The sequence below is a fragment of the Limnohabitans sp. genome (genome assembly GCF_031538885.1).
In the GTDB taxonomy this organism is placed as follows: Bacteria; Pseudomonadota; Gammaproteobacteria; order Burkholderiales; family Burkholderiaceae_C; genus Limnohabitans.
The window spans coordinates 1-3,780 of sequence record NZ_JAVKLW010000049.1; the positions used below are offsets into that span (position 1 = coordinate 1).

At 55.0% G+C, this 3,780-nt stretch carries 3 protein-coding genes; all 3 read right to left on the reverse strand.

Annotated elements, in window-relative coordinates; all coding sequences use genetic code 11:
* Positions 1 to 118: 118 nt before the first annotated feature.
* Genes tcuB through RMS03_RS03180 form a run of 3 tightly spaced genes read right to left on the reverse strand, consistent with a single transcriptional unit; the run spans position 119 to position 3,713 of the window.
* Positions 119 to 1,309, reverse strand: coding sequence for a tricarballylate utilization 4Fe-4S protein TcuB (gene tcuB / locus RMS03_RS03170; protein WP_310625658.1), 1,191 nt, complete (start codon positions 1,307 to 1,309; stop codon positions 119 to 121).
* On the reverse strand, positions 1,296 to 2,738 hold the full coding sequence (gene tcuA / locus RMS03_RS03175) for an FAD-dependent tricarballylate dehydrogenase TcuA (RefSeq protein ID WP_310625659.1): 1,443 nt from the start codon (positions 2,736 to 2,738) through the stop codon (positions 1,296 to 1,298). The genes tcuB and tcuA overlap by 14 nt, the downstream gene beginning before the upstream one ends.
* Before the next feature lie 54 nt (positions 2,739 to 2,792).
* The gene (locus RMS03_RS03180; protein ID WP_310625660.1) at positions 2,793 to 3,713 is read right to left on the reverse strand and encodes a LysR family transcriptional regulator; all 921 of its coding nucleotides are present in this window, start codon (positions 3,711 to 3,713) and stop codon (positions 2,793 to 2,795) included.
* Positions 3,714 to 3,780 lie beyond the last annotated feature (67 nt).

Below are 3,780 nucleotides of genomic sequence, written 5' to 3' on the forward strand. Positions count from 1 at the left end.
AGGGCTGGTGCGTCCGCAAGGGGCCTGAGGGCAAAGGTGGGATGACGAAATGGGTCTCTTACGCCGAAAAATCGTGCTATCGACGCACACAATTGCACATCGTGAAGTCCGTAACAAGTCACGCTACAAATTCATGCGTTATGCAGACCTTCCCTAATGGGTTGGGTTGACGCTTTTCAACGGCAAAGCGCAGCAAGGCGGCGATTCTGAAAATACCATGCGCAAACTTGCCATAGGGCAATGTTGTAAAGAGTGCCATGACGATGCCCAAATGGATAGCCAGCAATGCGGGCAAGGCTGCACTGTCACGACAAAGCCACAACGCGAGGCCACTCAAGCTGGCGAAGAACAGCAAGGCGATGAAGCCCAAGTCCATCAGTTTTTGCGTGGCCTCGCCATGCAGGGGGTGGCGTTGCAGATGGAGCTTGAATAGGCCCGCCGTCCCCAGCAGCAAGCTCACACCACCGGCAGCACCGAGCACCTTGGGTAGGCTAGATAAATCGTAGGGTGCTACCCAGCCAAATGCATAGTGGTACACCGTGGCCAAACTGGTGGCGGCAAAGCAAAGCATGAAGCCATAGAAGGTGAGGTGGTGTGCGCGACGCCGCGAGAGGGTGAACGCATCGTCTTCGTTGTTGCAGCCTTCACCATGACCGCCGTCCAAGTACTTCAAGCGCAACACGTCTTGTGTGGCCTCATGTGCGGCAGGTGGTGTCAAGGTAGCACCGCTGGTTGCTGGTGTGATGTCTTGCCAAAAGCGTCGCACGCCCAAAGCCAAGGCTAAGGTCGCAAACAAGAACACAGGCGCGAACAATGCCACCAGCAAGTTGTGCGGGAACAGATGGTAGAAGTTGCCTTGCAATTGTGCAGACCACAAGGTACCGTTTAGCTGCAATGCCAGTAGTAGGAACAAGGACAAGCCAGCAGCCAAAGCCAGCGACAAGGTGAGTCCATTGCGTTTGTAGAGTGCGCCTAGGGTAGGCGGCCACGCATAGTCGGCGTAGGTTTGTCCACGCACTTGCGCCATAGCTTGCGTGACGTTGACTGCAAATTCGTGAGGTGATGCATATTGACAGGCGTGTAAACAAGCGCCGCAGTTGTGGCACAGGTTCGCCAAATAGTGGATGTCCGCTTTGCCAAATTCAAGCCGTCGTGTCATGGCTGGAAACATGGCGCAAAAACCTTCGCAATAACGACAGGCGCTACAAATCTGTAGCTGTCGTGCGACTTCGGTTTCTGAGGCCGACAGCATGACTTCGCCATTGCCGAGCGCGCGCGCTTCTTGCGTAAGTGCATCAAGCGTGTGCATGGTGTGCTCCTTGTGTGTCCAATTGCAAGGCAGCTCTCGCTGCTTGTGTGCCGGCGATGCGGCCAAATGCGGTACCAATCGACATGCCAACGCCAGCGGTGTAGCCCTTGCCCAATACGTTGCCGGACATCATTTCTCCCGCCACAAAGAGGTTGTCGCTGGGGATGTCGTTGAATCGTACGGCGGCTGTCTCATCTGTCTTGAGGCCGAGGTAGGTGAAGGTGATGCCAGGGCGCAATGCATAGCCGTAATACGGCCCTGTGTCGATGGTGCGTGCCCAATGGGTTTTGGCAGGGTTGACGCCCTCGGTGTGGCAGTCGTCTAAGCGGGTGTGGTCAAAGGTGCCGATGCGACAAGCGTTGTTGTAATCGTTGAGGGTTTGCATGAACGCATCCACGGGTAGTCCGAGTTTTTGGGCCAGTTCAGGTAAGGAGTCAGCTTGTACGCCGGGAAATACCGGCGGCATGAAGCGCCCAATAGCTTTGGCGTCAATGATGGAGTAACCCGTTTGCTCGGGTTGCTGGGCCACTAAGCGGCCCCAGATGGCATAGCGTTTGGGCCAGAAATCTTCGCCTTCATCGTAGAAGCGCTGACCCTCGCGGTTGACTACGACGCCCAGTGAGACGCAATCAATGCGTGTGCAAATACCTCCGTCATACAAAGGCGCGCGTGCATCAATGGCTACCATGTGGGCTTGTGTGGGGTCGCCAATGCGGTCCGCGCCATGCGCCAGCATGTGTTTGAGCAAAACGCCTTGATTGTATTGCGTGCCACGAATGAGGAAGTTGTCAGCAGGCCATTCACCACGGTCGTTTTGGCCCCAGGCCTCACGCAGCCATTCGCGGTTGGACTCAAACCCACCAGCGGCCACCACACAGGTTTTGGCGGTGATGCGCTCGTCGCCGATATAAGCCGCCACGAAACGTCCGTTTTCGATGTCGAGTTTGTCAACAGGAGCGTTGTAGCGCACTTGTACGCCAAGCTTCTGCGCGCTGCGGTAATAGGCATTGACCAGTGCTTTACCGCCACCCATGAAAAATGCATTGGTGCGAGCCACATGCAAAGCACCAGACAGCGGCGGCTGAAAATGAACTCCGTGCTTACGCATCCAATCGCGGCAGGTCGACGACGCACGGATCACGAGGCGGGCTAATTTTTCATCGGTGATGCCGCCTGTGACCTTGAGCAGGTCTTGCCAATATTCTGCTTCGAGATAGGCCTCGACAAGCACGTCTTGCGGTGCATCGTGCATGCAGCGCAGATTACGCGTATGGCCTGAGTTGCCTCCGCGCCATTCTCGCGGTGCCGCTTCGAGCATCAAAACGGAGGCACCCGCTTCAGCAGCCATCAAGGCAGCACATAAGGCTGCATTACCGCCACCGATGATCAGCACATCAGGGGCTTGTGTTGCACTTGTTTGAATCGTCATACCAGTAAGTGTCGGGGTAAACGGTTATGTTGAGAAGTGCAATTTCAGTCCTAATTATTTCGTTTTTCGCACGAGTCGTGTTCGTGGCTCTTTGAGATTGGCCTTTTGAATCAATTCAAAAAAGGCTTGTGCGGCTGGCGAAAGACTGGTGTTTTTGTGTCGCAGCAAAGCGATCTTGCGTTTGACAATCGGGCCAATCAACTTGATTTTTCTTACGTGCATCCGATCCCCATCCAGCAAGGTAGAGGAGGGCAGGCTGGCACAGCCCACGCCTGCGGCCACCAAATTGATGGCCGTTGCGTGATGTCGCACTTCGTAATTACCGTTGAGACGAATGCCATGCTTGGCTAACTGGTAGTCCATGAGCACACGAGTCGCCATAAAGTTGCTCACCACAATCAGATCAGCTTCACGCATGTCGGTCCAAGTAACGCTTTCTTTGCCGTGCAGTGGGTGTGTGTCACGGCAGATAAACACCAAGGGGTCGTCAAACAGAGGCGTCTCGATCAGATCCGGGTGAACTTCACCGTTGACGGCAATGCCAATTTCGGCTTGGTGGTTGAGCACGGCTTCGCGGACTTCGTAAGAGGCCGCATCCAGCAATCGAATGCGGTTGCCAGGGCATGTGTCTGCATATTGGCGGATGAGTTGAGGAAGCATGTGCGCCGCCATGCTGGGGACACAGGCGAGGGTAAAGTTGCCTTTGGCATGCAGCGACATGTCTTTGAGCCGTCCCACGTCAGAGGTCATTTCATTGACGATGGCGCGTGCTTGAGGCAAAAATTCTCGACCAACTGCTGTCATCTCAACGCGACGCGTGGTACGGTCTAGCAGCTTCAAACCCAAATAGGCTTCTAGTTTTTGCACTCGGCGTGTGAGTGCGGTTGGCGTGATATGCAGTTTGACCTTACCCCTGAAAAACGTACTCCTTAGCTGATAGGTAAAAATCAGTTTTAGGAGAGAGAAATGAGCGATTCGATACGACGGGCGCGGTACACACTGGAATTCAAGCTGGAGGCCGTCAGGCTGGTCAAGGGTGGGC

Bases quoted from the DNA above. Each gene is read 5' to 3' on its own strand.
- tcuB (WP_310625658.1), bottom strand. From the start codon at position 1,309: ATGCACACGCTTGATGCACTTACGCAAGAAGCGCGCGCGCTCGGCAAT.
- tcuA (WP_310625659.1), bottom strand. From the start codon at position 2,738: ATGACGATTCAAACAAGTGCAACACAAGCCCCTGATGTGCTGATCATC.